The sequence below is a fragment of the Pseudomonas sp. NDM genome, from assembly GCF_003105095.1.
In the GTDB taxonomy this organism is placed as follows: domain Bacteria; phylum Pseudomonadota; class Gammaproteobacteria; order Pseudomonadales; family Pseudomonadaceae; genus Aquipseudomonas; species Aquipseudomonas moraviensis_A.
Genome location: NZ_QETJ01000058.1, coordinates 1 through 16991 on the forward strand (window position 1 = coordinate 1; position 16991 = coordinate 16991).

Annotated in this window: 14 protein-coding genes; 11 read left to right on the forward strand and 3 right to left on the reverse strand. The window is 61.2% G+C overall.

The genetic code is table 11. The features are described 5' to 3' along the window. The first annotated feature begins 136 nt into the window (after positions 1 to 136). The 10 genes from DCO47_RS13995 to cydB all read left to right on the forward strand — a co-directional run bounded on the left by DCO47_RS13995 (position 137) and on the right by cydB (position 9998). Positions 137 to 1792 (forward strand): AMP-binding protein, encoded by a 1656-nt coding sequence (locus tag DCO47_RS13995; protein WP_042607153.1) that lies wholly within the window; start codon positions 137 to 139, stop codon positions 1790 to 1792. A 31-nt stretch (positions 1793 to 1823) separates the two neighbouring features. Then, positions 1824 to 2267: a hotdog fold thioesterase gene (locus DCO47_RS14000; RefSeq protein ID WP_042607152.1), complete on the forward strand. Its 444-nt coding sequence runs from the start codon at positions 1824 to 1826 to the stop codon at positions 2265 to 2267. A gap of 324 nt (positions 2268 to 2591) precedes the next feature. Continuing rightward, positions 2592 to 3398 carry an alpha/beta fold hydrolase gene (locus DCO47_RS14005; protein WP_065616805.1) on the forward strand — a complete coding sequence of 269 codons (807 nt, stop codon included), beginning with the start codon at positions 2592 to 2594 and terminating at the stop codon, positions 3396 to 3398. Beyond that, positions 3395 to 4249: an alpha/beta hydrolase gene (locus tag DCO47_RS14010; RefSeq protein ID WP_042607150.1), complete on the forward strand. Its 855-nt coding sequence runs from the start codon at positions 3395 to 3397 to the stop codon at positions 4247 to 4249. The genes DCO47_RS14005 and DCO47_RS14010 overlap by 4 nt, the downstream gene beginning before the upstream one ends. 115 nt (positions 4250 to 4364) lie before the next feature. Beyond that, entirely contained in the window at positions 4365 to 5171 is an 807-nt protein-coding gene (locus tag DCO47_RS14015) for a DUF4892 domain-containing protein (protein WP_064364805.1), read from the forward strand. 69 nt (positions 5172 to 5240) lie between these two features. Further along, positions 5241 to 6281 (forward strand): AI-2E family transporter, encoded by a 1041-nt coding sequence (locus DCO47_RS14020; RefSeq protein ID WP_042607148.1) that lies wholly within the window; start codon positions 5241 to 5243, stop codon positions 6279 to 6281. A 697-nt stretch (positions 6282 to 6978) separates the two neighbouring features. Then, entirely contained in the window at positions 6979 to 7194 is a 216-nt protein-coding gene (locus DCO47_RS14025) for a hypothetical protein (protein ID WP_116658294.1), read from the forward strand. 23 nt (positions 7195 to 7217) lie between these two features. Next, complete coding sequence (locus DCO47_RS14030; protein ID WP_116658295.1) at positions 7218 to 7607, forward strand: VOC family protein; 390 nt, start codon at positions 7218 to 7220, stop codon at positions 7605 to 7607. A 3-nt stretch (positions 7608 to 7610) separates the two neighbouring features. Beyond that, on the forward strand, positions 7611 to 8984 hold the full coding sequence (locus tag DCO47_RS14035) for a cytochrome ubiquinol oxidase subunit I (RefSeq protein WP_116658296.1): 1374 nt from the start codon (positions 7611 to 7613) through the stop codon (positions 8982 to 8984). A 12-nt stretch (positions 8985 to 8996) separates the two neighbouring features. Next, on the forward strand, positions 8997 to 9998 hold the full coding sequence (gene cydB / locus DCO47_RS14040) for a cytochrome d ubiquinol oxidase subunit II (RefSeq protein ID WP_042610285.1): 1002 nt from the start codon (positions 8997 to 8999) through the stop codon (positions 9996 to 9998). A gap of 3 nt (positions 9999 to 10001) precedes the next feature. Here cydB and DCO47_RS14045 read toward each other — a convergent pair whose 3' ends face one another. Then, positions 10002 to 12611, reverse strand: coding sequence for an EAL domain-containing protein (locus tag DCO47_RS14045; protein ID WP_042610286.1), 2610 nt, complete (start codon positions 12609 to 12611; stop codon positions 10002 to 10004). Between the two features lie 220 nt (positions 12612 to 12831). Here DCO47_RS14045 and DCO47_RS14050 point away from each other — a divergent pair, with 220 nt between their 5' ends. Further along, on the forward strand, positions 12832 to 15036 hold the full coding sequence (locus tag DCO47_RS14050) for an OsmC domain/YcaO domain-containing protein (RefSeq protein ID WP_116658297.1): 2205 nt from the start codon (positions 12832 to 12834) through the stop codon (positions 15034 to 15036). Between the two features lie 217 nt (positions 15037 to 15253). Here the strand turns inward: DCO47_RS14050 and DCO47_RS14055 are convergent, their stop codons facing one another. After that, positions 15254 to 15748, reverse strand: coding sequence for a PaaI family thioesterase (locus DCO47_RS14055; protein ID WP_064361820.1), 495 nt, complete (start codon positions 15746 to 15748; stop codon positions 15254 to 15256). Positions 15749 to 15756: 8 nt separating this feature from the next. Further along, a complete protein-coding gene (locus DCO47_RS14060) occupies positions 15757 to 16914 on the reverse strand; it encodes a GGDEF domain-containing protein (RefSeq protein WP_042610289.1) in 1158 nt (385 codons plus the stop codon). Positions 16915 to 16991: the final 77 nt, after the last annotated feature.

Here is a 16991-nt window from a genome sequence, read left to right on the forward strand (position 1 = left end):
ATTGGAATGCATACCCCTGTAGGAGCTGCCGAAGGCTGCGATCTCTTCATCTTGTCTCTTTTGGTAAAAAATTCAACCAAGCACTTGCTTGGTTGACTACGCTTGCTCCAGACCCAAAAAAACAGGAGCGAGTCGCATGTCTGCCGCCTTCCGTTTGCCGCTGGACGTGTTCTACGAACGGGAAGCCCGGCACCCGCGCCAGCGCTTTCTGGTGCAGCCCATCGGTGGCGGCCAGGTCGAGACGCTGAGCTGGGCGGACGTCGGCCATCAGGCACGCTGCGCTGCCCACTGGCTACGGGCGCGGGAACTGCCGCCCGGCAGCCACATCGCCCTGATCTCGAAAAACTGCGCGCACTGGATCATCGCCGACCTGGCGATCTGGATGGCCGGGCATGTCTCGGTGCCGCTGTATCCCAACCTCACCGCGGAATCCGTGACGCAGGTGCTGACCCACTCGGAAAGTGCGCTGGCGTTCATCGGCAAGCTCGATGACTGGGCAGGCATGTCCCAAGGTGTGCCGGCGGGTTTGCCGACCATCAGCCTGCCGCTGCATCCGCCGGGCGAATTCGATTTCAGTTGGGCGGATCTGCAAAGCTGTTCGCCGATCCAGGACGATCCGCGTCCGGCCGCCGAGCAACTGGCGACGATCATCTACACCTCCGGCACCACCGGCCTGCCCAAAGGCGTGATGCACAGTTTCGCCAATCTCGGTTTCGCCACCAGTCGGGGCACGCAGCTGTTCGGACTCAACGAGAACGATCGGCTGCTGTCGTACTTGCCGCTGTGTCACGTCGCCGAGCGCATGTTTGTCGAACTGGCGTCGATCTACACCGGACAGACGGTTTTTTTCGCCGAAAGCCTCGACACCTTCATTACCGATCTGCAGCGCGCGCGGCCGACGGCCATGTTTGGCGTGCCGCGTATCTGGACCAAATTCCAGATGGGGGTGTACAGCAAGATCCCGGCGCAGCGTCTGGACTTTCTCCTCGGGCTGCCCTTTATCGGCAAGCGGGTCGGGCATAAAGTGCTGGCCGGGCTTGGCCTGGATGCCTTGCGCGTGGCGTTGTCCGGTGCCGCGCCAGTGCCGCAGACCTTGCTTGCCTGGTATCAGAAACTCGGCCTCGATGTGCTGGAGGTCTACGGCATGACCGAGGGCTGCGGTTATTCGCATATCTGCCTCCCCGGGCAATACAAGCAGGGCTGGATTGGTCAGCCGTGCCCGGAAGTGGAAGTGCGCATCGATGAATCGGGCGAAGTGCAGGTGCGCAGCCAGGCCAACATGCTCGGCTATTTCAAGGAGCCGCAGAAGACCGCCGAGACGCTGACCGCCGACGGTTTTCTGCGCACCGGCGACAAGGGCGAGCAGGACAGTGAAGGGCGCCTGCGCCTGACCGGGCGTCTCAAGGAAATCTTCAAGACCAGCAAAGGCAAATACGTCGCGCCGGCGCCGATCGAAAACCGTCTGGCCGTGCATTCGCGCATTGAGCAAGTGTGCGTGGTCGGCGATGGCCTGAGTGCGCCCCTGGGGTTGTGCGTGCTGTCGACGGTCAATCAGCAAGAGCCCCGAGCGAACCTGCACGCGAGCCTGGAAAAGCTTCTGGAAGAGGTCAACGCCGCCCTCGACAAACACGAACGCCTGCGCCGGCTGGTGGTGGTCAAGGACAACTGGGCGGTGGACAACGGCTTCCTCACGCCGACCCTGAAAATCAAACGCAATGTCATTGAAGACCGCTACGGCGCGCGCTTCGAAGAATGGAGCGCGCGCAGTGAGGCGGTGCTGTGGCAGGATTGAGCGTCGACTACAACAACAAAGGAAGTCTGCGATGAGCTTGTGGCGTACTGCACCCGACATCGAACAGTTGAACGCAATCCAGAAGAACACCATTGGCGAAGTGCTGGACATTCGCTTCGAAGCCTTCGACGAACAATCGCTGACCGCGAGCATGGTCATCGACCATCGCACCCATCAGCCCTACGGTCTGCTGCATGGCGGCGCATCGGTGGTGCTGGCGGAAACCGTCGGCTCGATGGCCAGTTATCTGTGCATCGATGCCAGCAAGTTCTATTGCGTCGGCCTGGAGATCAACGCCAACCACTTGCGTGGCTTGCGGAGCGGGCGAGTGACCGCGGTGGCCACGCCGATCCACATTGGCCGCACCACACACGTCTGGGACATCCGCCTGACCAGCGATGAAGGCAAGGCCAGTTGCGTGTCGCGCCTGACCATGGCGGTGGTGCCGCTGGGGGAACAGCCACCATTGCGCTGACAATTATCGAGTTCCGTCAGGGCCAGCCCTCTTCCAGGGGGAGAGGGGGCCGACCGTGTGGTTTCGGCGATCGTCGTAGACCTGAGAGACCTGCGTGTTCCAGGTGAGTTCTGATCGGCGGTTTCGCGCCGACCTTCAGAATTTAATTATCCCCGATCGCTCCCTTTCCCCCCTCGCCCCCTTTGGGGGAGAGGGGGAAGCAGTCTCGCTCACACACATCACCCTGACCAGACTGTCATCATTCCTGGCACTTACAGTCATTGCTGCGGCGCCGGGTCTTGCGGACAATCAACGCCACGTTTCTCGCCCAGTGGATTTGCCCGCATGTCGCAACCGATCTTTTTCGCCCACGCCAACGGTTTCCCTTCGGGGACCTATGGCAAGTTGTTCGCGGCGCTGGCGCCGGAGTACCGGGTCGCGCATCTGGAGCAGCATGCCCATGACCCGCGTTTTCCGGCGGACGACAATTGGTACAACCTCGTCGATGAGCTGATCCATCACCTGGAGCAGCAGGAGCAGCCGGTGTGGGGCGTCGGGCATTCCTTTGGCGGTCTGCTGCACCTGCACGCAGCGTTGCGCTGTCCCGAGCTGTACCGGGGCGTGGTGATGCTCGATTCGCCGGTGCTGACGCGCACCGATCAGTGGGTGATTCGCGCGGCCAAGCGTTTTGGTTTCATCGATAAGCTGACCCCGGCCGGGCGCACGCTCGGGCGCCGTGAAGAATTCGCCGATCTGGACAGCGCGCGCAGTTACTTTGCCGGCAAAACCCTGTTTCGTGGCTTCGACCCGGAATGCTTCGACGCCTACCTGCAACACGGTTTGCATCAGGTCGACGATAAACTGCGCCTGCGTTTTGATCCCGCCACGGAGATCAGCATTTATCGCGGCGTGCCGCACACCAGCCCCGGGCGTACCCGGCAATTGCAGGTGCCACTGGCCATGGTGCGCGGGCACAAGAGCCGCGTGGTCATGCGTCATCACACACGCTTCGTTTCGCGTCTGCCGCAAGGCGAGGCGCTGAGCATGCCCGGGGGGCACATGTTTCCGCTGGAGCGCCCGCAGGACACGGCACGGTTGCTCAAGAGCCTGTTCATGCGCTGGGAACACCGACAGAACAAGGATTGCGCATGAGCCCGACCTGCGAAGAAGTACGCCTGAACCTGCCGCACATCGAGCTGGCCGCGCACCTGTTCGGCCCTGACGACGGCTTGCCGGTGATCGCGCTGCACGGCTGGCTCGACAACGCCAACAGCTTTGCCCGGCTGGCGCCGATGCTCAAAGGCCTGCGCATCGTCGCGCTGGACATGGCCGGGCATGGCCATTCCGGGCATCGGCCGAACGGCGCCGGTTATGCCCTGTGGGACTACGCCCACGATGTGCTGCAAGTCGCCGAACAACTGGGCTGGAAGCGTTTCGGCCTGCTCGGGCATTCGATGGGCGCGATCGTCTCGATGGTCCTCGCCGGTTCGCTGCCGGAGCGCATCAGTCATCTGGCGCTCATCGATGGGGTGATTCCTCCTACAGACAAAGGAGAAAACGCCGCCGAGCGCATGGGCATGGCCCTGCAGGCGCAACTCGATCTGCGGGAAAAGCGCAAACCGGTCTACACCACCCTCGAGCGTGCCATCGAGGCGCGGATGAAAGGCCTGGTGGCGGTCAGTCGCGAAGCCGCTGAACTGTTGGCCCAACGCGGCTTGATGCCGGTGCCCGGCGGTTACACCTGGCGCACCGACAATCGCCTGACGCTGCCATCGCCGCTGCGCCTGACCGAGGAACAGGCGATGGCGTTCGCTCTGCGCGTCCGCTGTCCGGCCCATCTGGTGGTCGCGGCGGATGGCATGCTGGCCAGGCATCCCGAGCTGCTGCAGCGTCTACCGTTCAGTCACGAACAGTTGCCGGGCGGGCATCATCTGCACCTGAATGACCAGGCTGGCGCAGGTCTTGTAGCAGACTGTTTCAATCGCTTCTTCGCCATGCCTTGACTTGCTGCGGGCAACTGCCGAGGCTGGGCGGGTTGAAATGGGAGACAAACTCGATGGATTTCTATACCGCTGCGACCCCGACCCGCCCAGCCTTGACCGTCCGGTGAGCCTGACTATGCGGTCACTCAGTCTTTTCGCGCTGGGCTGCTTCAGCTCCTTATCGTTCGCCGCCGATGTGCCGGGCAGCCATGATCTGCAAATCGTGCCGCGTCTGGCCGACGCGCAGATCGTCGACTATCGCCCGGCCGCCGAGCTGGAGCGCATCTATCCGCTGGGCTCGATCCGCAAGATCAGCGGCCAGTTGCGTTTCGACGGGCAGATCACCGCCCGCGGCCAGACCACCTCGGTGACCTACGAATTGCCGCCGGAACATTCCGCTACCGAAGCCTTCACCGCCGCCCGCGAAGCCCTGCAAAAGCAGGACGCCGAGCTGCTGTTCTGGTGTCAGGCCCGTGATTGCGGCGAAAGCAGCCTGTGGGCCAACGAGGTGTTCGGCAACGCCAAGTTGTACGGTTCCGATGAGCAGCAGGCCTATCTGTTGCTCAGGCTGGCGGCGCCAAAGGACAACACGTTGGTGGCGCTCTACAGCATCACGCGGGGCAATCGCAAAGCCTATCTGCATGTCGAGCAGTTCGAGGCGACTGCGCCGTTGGGCGAGTTGCTGCCAACCTCAGCGACCCTGTTGCGCCAGTTGAAAAGCACTGGCGAACTGGATTTTCCGAAACTTGCCGATGAGCCGGATGCCACCTGGCTGCGCCTGATTTCCCGGGGGCTGAATCTCGATACGACCTTGCGGGTCACGGTTTCCGGGCCCAGGGCCGAAGCCTGGCGCCAGGCGTTGATCACTCAGGGCGTGCGGGCGGCGCGGTTGGAAACCGGCAATCTCGAAGGCTCTGGCCTGCGCATCGACCTGTTGCGATAAGCTGTGCCCGGCGAGCATGCGATGCATGTTCGCCTACTCTTTCGCTGACTGACTTTGCCGGGATTTTCCATGCTCAATAACGATCGCCTGCTGGTGCAGATTCTGCTGCTGGTGTTGTTTGGCGCCAGCCTGTGGGTGATGGCGCCGTTCTGGTCGGCTCTGTTCTGGGGCGCGGTGCTGGCGTTCGCCAGTTGGCCGCTGATGCGTTTGCTGACCCGGGCGCTCAATGGCCGCGAATCGCTGGCCGCGTTGATCCTGACATTGGGCTGGATGTTGCTGGTGGCCGCACCGTTGGTTTGGCTAGGGTTCAATCTCGCCGATCATGTGCGCGATGCCACAGCATTCATCAAGGATGTGCAGGTCGACGGTCTGCCCGAAGCACCGACCTGGCTGGGCAGCGTGCCTCTGGTCGGTGAGCGGCTGGTGGCGATGTGGGACAGCATCGACCAGCAGGGCGCGGCGTTGATGGTCTCGATCAAACCGTATCTGGGGCAGGTCGGCAACTGGCTGCTGGCACGCAGCGCGCAGATCGGCGGCGGGATTCTCGAGCTGACGCTGAGTCTGGTGTTCGTATTCTTTTTCTACCGTGACGGGCCGCGACTGGCGGCGTTCGTGCACAGTCTGCTGCAGCGCTTGATCGGCGATCGTGCCGGGTATTACATCGAGCTCGTGGCCGGAACTGTTCAGCGGGTGGTCAATGGCGTGATTGGTACGGCGGCTGCGCAGGCGGTACTGGCGTTGATCGGCTTTTTGATTGCTGGCGTTCCGGGGGCGCTGGTGCTGGGGATCGTCACGTTCCTGCTCAGCCTGATCCCGATGGGGCCGCCGCTGGTGTGGGTGCCGGCCACGGCGTGGCTGGCGTGGAAGGGCGATTACGGGATGGCGGTGTTTCTCGGGATCTGGGGGACGTTCATCATCAGTGGCGTGGACAATGTGCTCAAGCCGTATCTGATCAGCCGTGGCGGCAATCTGCCGTTGGTGATTGTGTTGCTCGGGGTGTTTGGCGGGTTGATTGCGTTTGGGTTTATCGGGTTGTTTATTGGGCCTACGTTGTTGGCGGTGGCTTATAGTCTGTTGACGGATTGGAGTAAGAGTCAGGCTCGGGTCTAGGGGGGCTTGGCGGCCTTTGGGCCGACCATGCTGCTTGGGGTTTTGGGTGAATATCCATTTCTGCGGTAACGGCGACTTAGGGTTCCGCCCTTACGGCGGGTCACCTTTTTCAAACGCCAAAAAGGTAACCGAAAAGGCTTGCTCCTGCGTTCGGCCCTCGCAGGCTCGGGTTCCTTCGCTGCGGGATCGATCCCGGCGCAGCGGCTCCGGTTTGCTTCGCTGCACCTACACTCGCTGTGTCCGACTGCGTCGTACGGTCGCTTCGCTCCCACGCCCGGATCAATCCCTCCGCTCAGCCTTCCGACGTCGCCAGTGGATCAAAAGCACTCGAGCTAACGCTCATTGTTGAGTGGGGCGGCTTCGCCGCGGGCAGCTGCGCTGCTTTGCTTTTCTGTGGGAGCGAGCCTGCTCGCGAAGGCGGCCTGACAGCCGACCTGCTTTTGAGGTTGTGCTCAATCCAACTGTAGGAGCTGCCGAAGGCTGCGATCTTTTGATCTTGATTTTGCTTTTGCTTTTCTGTGGGAGCGAGCCTGCTCGCGATGACGGAGGCACATTCACATTCAATCTGGAAGATCTACCGCTGTCGCGAGCAGGCTCATTCCGACAAGGTTTTGTACATTAACTTCCATCCGTCGTCTGCCCTGAACCTCCTTCTCGCTGTTTTTTCTACCGGGTAAGTCCCTCAGGAGATACCCGTATGTTCGATCTGCAGAAAAAGGCATCACTGGCGGCCTGGCGCAAGATGGCGGAGCAGGCAGAAGCCGCTTTGGATCCGGAGCAGCAATATGACGAGTTGCTCAAGGCCGCCGACGAGATGGAGGAGCAAGGCCTGATTACCAGCGCCGAATGGCGCCAATTGGTGCGCGATGCCGGTAACGTGTTTACCCATAACCAGGAAGAAACGCACGGCTGAAAACTGCCATCGGAGGACTTCCCATGCTCAGTTATCTGTTTATCGGCGCCAACGATGTCGATCGTTCGGCGGCTTTTTACAAGGCGATCCTGACGCCGCTTGGCTACCGGCATGATCGCGAAGAGCATTACTGTTTCTACCTGCCTGATTGCGTCGACAAGTCCAACGGCCCCGGCAGCGTACACATTTCAAAACCTTTCAATGGCGAGCGAGCAACGCCGGGCAACGGCATGATGCCGGCGTTTCGTGCCGACTCCCGGCAAAAGGTCGATCAGGTGCACAGGGCGGGGCTGGACAGTGGCGGCACCGACGAAGGCCCACCGGGCACTCGCGAGGCCTACACGCCTGACTTTTATGTGGCCTATTTGCGCGACCCTGAAGGCAACAAGCTTGCTGTGTTCTACAGCGGCTGATGAATGGAGCCTGTCGATTCGGCCCTGATGGCGGCCCGCGCCCAGTTCGCGATCACGATCAGCTTCCATATCGTGCTGGCGGCGTTCAGCATTGGTCTGGCGAATTTCCTCATGGTGCTGGAAGCGTTGTGGTTAAGGACCGGGCGCCAAGTTTATCTGGATGTTTATCGCTATTGGCTCAAGGTGTTTGCGCTGAACGTTGCGGTGGGCACGGCGTCAGGATTGATTCTGGAATATCAGTTCGGCCTCAATTGGTCTCGGCTGTCAGTGCAGGCTGGCGATATCCTCGGCCCGCTGATGTTCTACGAGGTGATGGCGGCGTTTTTCATTGAAGCGGGATTTCTCGGCATCATGTTGTTCGGCCTGAAGAAGGTCGGTCCGCGTCTGCACTTTTTCGCCACCTGCGCGGTGGCGCTGGGCTCGCTGATCAGCGCGTTCTGGATCCTTTCTGCCAATTCCTGGATGCACACCCCCGCCGGCTATGCGATGGGCGCCGACGGGCGTTTCCTCGCCGAGGATTGGTGGGCGATCATTTTCAATCCGTCGTTTCCGTATCGTCTGGTGCACATGCTGCTCGCGGTGTTCATCGGCAGTGCGACGCTGATTGCCGGCATCAGCGCCTGGCAGTTGCGCAAAGCATCAGAGAATCCGCGCGCTCGGCTGCAATTCTCCATGGCGCTGTGGGTGATTGCCGTGCTGATGCCGGTGCAGCTTGTCGTCGGTGATCTGCACGGTCGGCACAGTCTCCACGCTCAGCCGCAGAAAGTGGCGGCCATCGAAGGCTCGTGGACGCGGCCGGCGCCGGGGGCAGGGGAGCCGCTGCGGCTGTTCGCCTGGCCGGATATGGACGAGCGGCGCAATCATTGGGAAGTCGCCATTCCACGCATCGGCTCCCTGTATTTGCATCACGATTTGACTGGCACCATCGCCGCGCTTGATGAATTCCCGGCTGAGGACATCCCGCCCGTCGCGCCAGTGTTTTTCGCGTTTCGGCTGATGGTCGGCCTGGGGCTGCTGATGCTCGGTCAGGGCGTGATCAGCCTGGTTCTGCGTCGGCGCAATCGCCTGTACACCGCGCGCGGATGGCGGGGTGCTTGCGTGCTATTGGCGCCAGCCGGGTTTCTGGCGATGCTCAGTGGCTGGGTGGTTACTGAAGTGGGGCGACAGCCGTTTACGGTCTATGGGCTGATGCGTACGGCTGACAGTCTGTCGTCAGTGTCCAGGGCGCAAGTCGTCGGCTCGACCTGGTTGATCCTGCTGTTTTATCTGTTGGTCTTCGGTATCGGCCTGTGGGTGTTGCTGCGCCTGTTGCGCGAGCCGCCGCAGCCCGATCAACCGGGGCCGCAGCCGACCCTTGCCGACGAAACCGGGCACTGAGGAGGCGCACACATGGACACGGACTGGCTGACACTGTTGTGCGCCGCCGCGCTGGCATTTTCGGTAATGAACTACGTATTGCTCGACGGCACCGATCTGGGCGTCGGCATGCTGATGGGCCTCACAAGTTGCAGCCAGCAGCGGCGGGCCATGGCGGTGACGATTCTGCCGGTATGGGACGCCAACGAGACCTGGCTGGTGCTCGGCGGCGGTGGGCTGCTGGCGTTGTTTCCGCTGGCGTACGCGATTTTGCTGCCGGCGCTGTATGTGCCTTTTATCGTGATGTTTCTCGCCTTGATTGCACGCGCCATGGCGTTGGAGTTCCGCGACTACGCAGCGAACGAACAGCGCAAAAGAATCGTCGACGGCGTACTGGCGCTGGCTTCGTTGCTGACCGGATTTGTCCAGGGCATGGTGCTTGGCACCCTCGTGCAGGGCGTTGCGCATCAGGGCGGTCAGTACATCGGCGATGGCCGCGACTGGCTGAACCCGTTCCCGGTGTTTTGCGGTCTGGTGCTGGTGCTGGGTTATCTCTGCCTGGGGACATGCTGGTTGTACTGGCGCACCGAGGACGAATTGCAACGACGCTCGGCGCGTCAGGCCCGCGTCCTGGGGCTGGTCGTCGTGGCGTTACTGATGGTGCTGATCGGTTGGACGGCAACGTTACAGCCGCAATACGCCCGGCGGCTTGCCAGTATCTGGCTGTGGCTGCCAGCGGGGATGGTCATCAGCGCTTTAGCGATGGTGTTCATCAATGGTTTGCGCAGCCGCTTCGATTGCGTGCCGCTGTTCGCCGCACTGGGCGTCTTCATCCTGGCCTTCGCAGTGATGCTGGTCGCTCTGTATCCCTTCATCGTTCCGCCGAATCTGACCTTGAGCGAAGCCGCTTCCAGCCCGACCAGCCAGATCTTCATGCTGGTCGGTTTCGCCGTGCTGATCCCGATCACTCTGGCCTACAACACCTTCGGCTTTCGCGTATTCAGCGGCAAGGTTCGAGTTGCCGAGCACAGTTGAGACTCAGGTCACCCGGCCTTTTTTGCTGACTGGCGACAATCTCGATGCGCGTAACAGATCAGCAAACGCCGCTTTGTCGATCGGCCGACTCATGAAATAACCCTGCACCTCGTTGCATTGATCCTTGCCGAGAATCGCCAGTTGCTCCTCGGTCTCGACGCCTTCGGCAGTCACCGTCAAACCCATGGCCTTGCCCAGGCCAATGATCGCCTGCACCACGGCGCGATCATTGGTGCCGCTGCTGATCGAGGCGATGAAACGTTTGTCGATCTTGATCCCGTCGAATGGATAGGCGCGCAGGTAACCGAGGGACGAATAGCCAGTGCCGAAGTCGTCCATGTTCAGGCGTACACCGAGTTCTTTGAGCTGGTTCATGGTGGTGAGCGCGCCATCGGTGTCGTTGAGCATAACGTTCTCGGTGATCTCCAGTTCCAGGCGACTGGCGGGGAAGCGCGTGTCGACCAACACTTCGCGAACGTCCTCGACCACATCGCTAAGGGCAAATTGCGCAGGCGAAAGGTTGACCGAAAGGAGAATGTCATGGGGCCAGTCCAGCGCGGTTTCGCAGGCTTCGCGCAGGACCCAGCGCCCCAGCGGCACGATCAGGTCGGTCTGCTCGGCCAGCGGAATGAACACGTCCGGCCCGAGCAAACCTTGGGTCGGGTGCTGCCAGCGCACCAGCGCTTCGACCGAAACAATCTGTTTGCCATCGACTTTGTAACGCGGCTGATAGTGCAGAACGAACTCGTTGTGCTTGAGCGCATGGCGCAGGTCATCTTCCATTTGCCGGCGCGTCTGGATCTGGTCGCTCATGTGCGCTTCGAAATAGCACCAGGTGTTCTTGCCGTCGGACTTGGCCTGATACAGCGCGATGTCGGCATAGCGAATCAGGTCGCTGGCGACGAAGCCGTGACGACGGCTCAGAGCGATGCCGATACTGGCGCCGATATGCAGCGGATGCTGCTCGTAATTGATCGGCTGATGCAGGCTGCCGATCAGCCGTGTGCAGAACTTGTCGATCTCGTGATGGCTGTCCATGCCGTTGAGCACCACGACAAACTCGTCGCCGCCGAGGCGCGCGACGATGTCGTTTTCACGGGTGCATTCGCGCAGACGCGTGGCGACTTCCTGCAATACCGCATCACCGGCCGGATGGCCGAGGGAATCGTTGATCGGCTTGAAGTTGTCCAGATCGATCATCAGCAGCGACAGCGCCGGCGCGTGTTCTTTCAATATCAGCACTTCATCCAGATACCGCGCCAGTTTGTTGCGGTTGGGCAGACCGGTCAGGGCGTCGTGCATCGACAGGTGCTGGATCTGCGCGTGGGCGGCGACCTCGTCGGTGATGTCGCTGGCGGTACCGCGATAGCCGACGACGCTGTCCTTGTCGAAAATCGGCCGAGCGGAGAGCCGGCAGTGACGCGGTTGCCCGGAGTGGTCGCGGTAGGTGCAGCGCAAATCCCCCGCGCTGTTTTCTTCGCTGAGTTTGCGCAGCCACAGTTCCAGCGGCGTGGTATCGCACGTCAGCAACTCACCAATGTCTTGCCCCAGCCAGAAGGCCTGTGGGTAGCCGGTCACCTCGCTGAACCGCGCCGACAGGTACGTCAGCGCCAGTTGACCATCGACTTCCCAGATCCAGTCCGAGGCCGCTTCGGCAACCGCACGAAAGCGTTCCTCACTGGCTTCGAGCGCATGATTGGCCGTCTCCAGTGCCTGATTCGACGCCTGCATGGCATGAATGCTGTTGTCGACGTATTGCGATGAGCGCAAGGCATGGCGGAAGAAATAGGCGGTGAGCAGCATCAACACCAGAAACGTCGCGCCGAGCGGTGGCACCAGCGACCACAACAATTGCTGGCCGGGTCGTTGCAGGTCGGCGACCAGGCTGTAGCCGGTGCTGTCGAGTGGCACACGCGGCTGACCGGATTCAATCGTTTCGTCCGGGGCAAGGGTCAGATTGGTCAGGCCATAACCGCTGCCGATCTTGCGCAGTTTGGTTGGGGTCAGCTTGTCGACGAACACCAGTACCGAGGTATTTCTCAGTTCATCCAGCGGGCGTTCATCGTTGGGGATGATTGCGGCAGCGGTGATCAGCGCCGGCCAGCCTTCGAACAGCGAATAGCTGCTGACCGGTTTGGTCAGGTCGGGCTGCCCCAGCACTTGCTCGACCAGCGCCGGGGCGGAGGCTTGCAGCACCGTGGACACGTCGGTCTCGACCATCTGCCCTCGAATCACTGCGTACTTGGTGCGCTTGCGATCAAGGACGAACACGCCGTCATAGCCATCGGTGGTGAACAGGGTCTTGCCCATGTTCTGTTCGGTGTACGCCCATTCGGTGTCGACCGGCCCGCTCAACGCCTCAAAGGCGCGGGTCCAGTAGGCGTAGCTGGTGATGTAGTTTTTCGACGCGGTGATGCGGTTTTCCACCGCGCGCACGGAATAGAACTGATTCTGTTCCAGGTCCTTGCCATCGAGGGTTTTGGCGATGCCCAGCAAGGTGCTGATGGCGGCTATGACACCGGCAACGAACAGCGCGCCGACGGCGATGGCCAGGCGTCGGGTCACGGCGCGTTGCGGGGTGGGGATTGGCTGCGCAGCGAGAGTTACGGCCATGTTCTCGTCCTTGATCCGGTGTCTTGTGAATCTAGAACAATGGCGCGGGCACAATGTTCAGATTGTTGTTCTATGACATCGCCTGATTTGTTCAAAGTGTAGCGAATCCCACGGGATTTCCAGCATCGCCGGCCAGCGGCGAATCCCGAAAGGGCGAGACTTCCCGCACAAAAACCGGATAATGGCCGCCATTCGTTTAGCCGTATTCTGGTAATCCCGCATGGAAATCAAGGTCAACTTTCTCGACAACCTTCGACTTGAAGCCAAGTTCGACGACTTCACGGTGATCGCCGATCAGCCCATCCGCTACAAGGGCGATGGCTCGGCACCGGGGCCGTTCGACTACTTCCTGGCGTCGTCGGCCTTGTGCGCGGCTTACTTCGTCAAGCTGTACTGCGACACGCGCAACATCCCGACAGAGAACATTCGCCTGTCGCAGAACAACATCGTCGACCCGGAAAACCGCTACAACCAGATCTTCAAGATTCAGGTGGAATTGCCCGCAGACATCTCCGACAAGGATCGCCAGGGCATCCTTCGTTCCATCGACCGCTGCACCGTAAAGAAAGTGGTGCAGACCGGCCCCGAGTTCATCATCGAAGAAGTCGACAACCTCGACGCCGATGCCCAGGCCTTGTTGATGCCGCAGTCCGATTCCCAAGCGGGCACCTACATTGCCGGCAAGGACCTGCCGCTGGAACAGACCATCGCCAACATGTCGAAGATCCTTGCCGACCTCGGCATGAAGATCGAAATTGCCTCTTGGCGCAACATCGTGCCGAACGTCTGGTCGCTGCATATTCGCGACGCACATTCGCCGATGTGCTTCACCAACGGTAAAGGCGCGACCAAGGAAGGCGCACTGGCTTCGGCGCTGGGCGAGTTCATCGAGCGCCTGAACTGCAACTTCTTCTACAACGACCAGTTCTGGGGCGAAGACATCGCCAATGCCGAGTTTGTGCATTACCCGGACGAGAAATGGTTCAAGCCCGGCCCGAAAGACGAGCTGCCCAGCGAGATTCTCGACGACTACACCCTCGGCATTTACAACCGCGACGGTGAGTTGCGCGGGTCGCACCTGTACGACACCAACTCCGGCAACACCCAGCGTGGCATCTGCTCGCTGCCGTTCGTGCGCCAGTCGGACGGCGAAGTGGTGTACTTCCCGTCCAACCTGATTGAAAACCTCTACCTGAGCAACGGCATGAGCGCCGGCAACACCCTGGCCGAGGCGCAGGTGCAGTGCCTGTCGGAGATTTTCGAGCGTGCAGTCAAACGCGAAATCCTCGAAGGCGAAATGGCCCTGCCGGATGTGCCGCAGGAAGTGCTGGAGAAATACCCGAGCATCCTCGCCGGCATCAAAGGCCTGGAAGAGCAGGGCTTCCCGGTGCTGGTCAAGGACGCCTCGCTGGGCGGTGAATTCCCGGTGATGTGCGTGACCCTGATGAACCCGCGCACCGGCGGCGTTTTCGCCTCATTCGGCGCGCACCCGAGCCTGGAAGTCGCGCTGGAACGCAGCCTGACCGAACTGTTGCAGGGCCGCAGTTTCGAAGGCCTCAATGACTTGCCGCAGCCGACATTCTCCGGGCAGGCGGTCACTGAGCCGAACAACTTCGTCGAGCACTTCATCGACTCCAGCGGTGTGGTGTCGTGGCGCTTCTTCAGTGCCAAACCAGACTTCGAATTCGTCGAGTGGGACTTCTCCGGCCAGGGCGAAAACTCCAACGCCGAAGAAGCCGCGACCCTGTTCGGCATCCTCGAAGACATGGGCAAGGAAGTCTACATGGCGGTCTACGAGCACATCGGCGCCAAGGCCTGCCGCATCCTCGTGCCGGATTATTCGGAGATCTACCCGATCGAAGACCTGATCTGGGACAACACCAACAAAGCCCTGCAATTTCGCGCCGACATCCTCAATTTGCACAACCTCAGCAAGGTTGGCCTGCGCAATCTGGTCCAGGGCCTGGAACGCAGCGAGCAGGACGACTACACCGATATCACTACGCTGATCGGCATCGAGTTCGACGACAACACGCCGTGGGGCAAGCTGACGATCCTGGAACTGCGCTTGCTGATCTACCTCGCGTTGCAAAAGTTTGACGACGCCAAGGATCTGGTGGAGGCGTTCCTGCAATACAACGACAACACCGTTGAGCGCGGCTTGTTCTATCAGGCGGTCAACGTGGTGCTGGAGATGGAGCTGGATGAAGATCTGGCGCTGGAAGATTACGAGGCCAATTTCCGCCGGATGTTCGGTGACGAGCGTATGGATGCGGCGATCGGTTCGGTGAATGGCAGCGTGCGCTTTTACGGTTTGACGCCGACGAGCATGAAGCTGGAAGGGCTGGATCGGCATTTGCGCTTGATCGAGAGCTATAAAAAGCTCCATGCGGCGCGGGCGGGTGTGGCGGCTTTGTCGCGTTGAAGAGCTGGCTCAGAACGTTTCGCTTTCGGCTTGAGTATGGCTGCGTGGCTTGAACCGCAGCCCCTCACCCCAGCCCTCTCCCGAGGGAGAGGGAGCCGATTTTCAAGCTTTTCAGAATTTGAGTTCGACTCGGTTTCCCAGGTCGGCGTATTTCCACAAGACACCTCGGTCAGTTCCCTCTCCCTTTGGGAGAGGGCTAGGGTGAGGGGCTTTGGCTTTAGCGGCCATGCGCCGCATCCGCCAACTGCCCCGTATCCACCCGCACAAACACTGAATCGCCCACCGCCGTCAGTACTTCCCCTGCATACACCTCGCAAATCACCCGGGTCTTGCGCCCGACCTCACCTTCGACCCGCGCGCGCAAGAGCAGCGGTACGCCCATCGGTGTGGGCTTGATGAACTTGATCCCGAGGTTGCCCGTGACGCAGTCGATGCGCGGCAGGCTGCCGGCTTCGCGGTTTTCCGCGCGGTAGTGCCAGGCCATCGCGGTCCAGTTCGAGTGACAGTCGACCAGCATGGCGATCAGTCCGCCGTAAACCAGATCCGGCCAGCCGCAGTATTGGGCTTCAGGCAGGTGTTCGGCGATCACATGGCGGCCGTCGTCGTCCCAGCGGCTTTTGACGTGCAGGCCATGCGGGTTGCGGCCCCCGCAGCCGTAGCAAACGCCTTCGGGGGCGGCGAGGTCTTGCAGTGGGGTGTCGTGGCTGGACATGGCGGGGATCATCCTGGGGTGGCAAGGCCGGACAGGCGCAAGCGATTGCGGCCGCCGCGTTTGGACTCGTAGAGCGCGGCGTCGCCCAGTTCGATCAGCGCATCCAGACTGGCCGGTGGTCTGTCGAACAGGGTAGCGCCGATGCTCAGGGTCACCGCAGCAGACGTGGGATAGGTGTGCGACGCCAAGGCCAGAAACTGTTCGCGCAAGGCATTGCCCAGTTCAAGAATAGCTTCGGCTGAAGCGTTGTTGAGCAGCATCAGGAATTCATCGCCGCCCAGGCGCGCGGTCAGCGCATGGGCCGGCAGCCGGGCGCGGATCATTTCGCTCAAGGCGATCAGCAAGCGGTCGCCGGCGATGTGCCCGTACTGATCGTTGACCAGTTTGAAGTTGTCGATATCGATCAATAACAGCGCACCCGGGCGTTGCGCGCAAACTCCGGCCAGCAGGCGTGGCGTGCGTTTTTCCAGGGCGCGGCGGTTGTAGAGGGCGGTGAGCGGATCGCGCTCGGCGAGGCGGGCGATCTGCTTTTCCCGGCGATAACGTTCGGTGCCGGTCATCGACAGGGCGATCAGCATGATCGCCATGGCGCCTTCGACCAGCGAGATCTGAATGATCTCGCCGCGAAACGCCGCCAGATCGATCAGCGTGCCGGGGATCACTACGGTCAGGGCCTTGGCGACATAAAAGATGCCGTGGCCGAGCAGCACATAACGCAATTGCACCGCGCCGACGCTCAATGATTTGCCGTGCGGACGCAGCAGCGAACTGGCCTTGAGTGTGGGAATCGCCACCAGCAGCGAGTTGGCCACCAGCATGGCTTTGGACCACAGCGGCCCGTCCGGCAATAACAGCATGATCAGCCACGTCGCGAAAATCAGGTACCACGCCGGCGACAGTCGGGCCTGGGTGAAGCGTGCTACGCCGAGCAGGAAAAAGAAGTGTGCGGTCACCAGCAGGCCGTTGGCGAACCAGATGCCCAGCAGCAGAAAACCACTGCTGCGCAGCAGGGCGAGGGTTGAACCGATAGTGATGGTGGCGAAACCGGCGCTCCAGAACAGTAGCGAAGGCTCACGGATACTGCGCCACTCGACCGCCAGGTACAGCGCGGCAGCGGCTGCGAGGGCGATCGTGATGGTCAGCATCGTTGGCGGGTCGAGCGGCATTTCCGGGCAGGCCTGTCTGTATGGCAATAGGCCTGCGATTGTAAGCGTTTGGTCAGGTTTTTCGCAGGGGAAGCTTT